The sequence below is a fragment of the Veillonella sp. ZSJB6 genome (genome assembly GCF_051549505.1).
In the GTDB taxonomy this organism is placed as follows: Bacteria; Bacillota; Negativicutes; order Veillonellales; family Veillonellaceae; genus Veillonella.
Genome location: NZ_JBPUGE010000185.1, coordinates 1 through 236, shown reverse-complemented (window position 1 = coordinate 236; position 236 = coordinate 1). Strand labels below are relative to the sequence as shown.

1 protein-coding gene is annotated in these 236 nt (G+C 40.7%); it reads right to left on the bottom strand.

The features are described from left to right. Positions 1-45: 45 nt before the first annotated feature. Positions 46-236, bottom strand: a 191-nt coding sequence (locus tag ACSV5T_RS10365) for a hypothetical protein (RefSeq protein ID WP_438321093.1), incomplete at its 5' end; no start/stop codon positions are given.

Here is a 236-nt window from a genome sequence, read left to right as displayed (position 1 = left end):
ATAACAATGAGCAAGCTTAAATTTGAAAAATTCATCGGTCAGTCCTTATGCTTTTGGCGTGGTATCTAGTTGTTGTAAACGTTGCAAAACAGTATTGGCAAACGGTAAATGATACCGCCATGACTTGAACTTAGGCGAATAGCTACCACCGCCTTCATTCTTCCATGCTTTCAATAATGCAATCGTTTCAGGATGATAAGTCACACATTTCACTGATACACCGCCATCGGCAAACG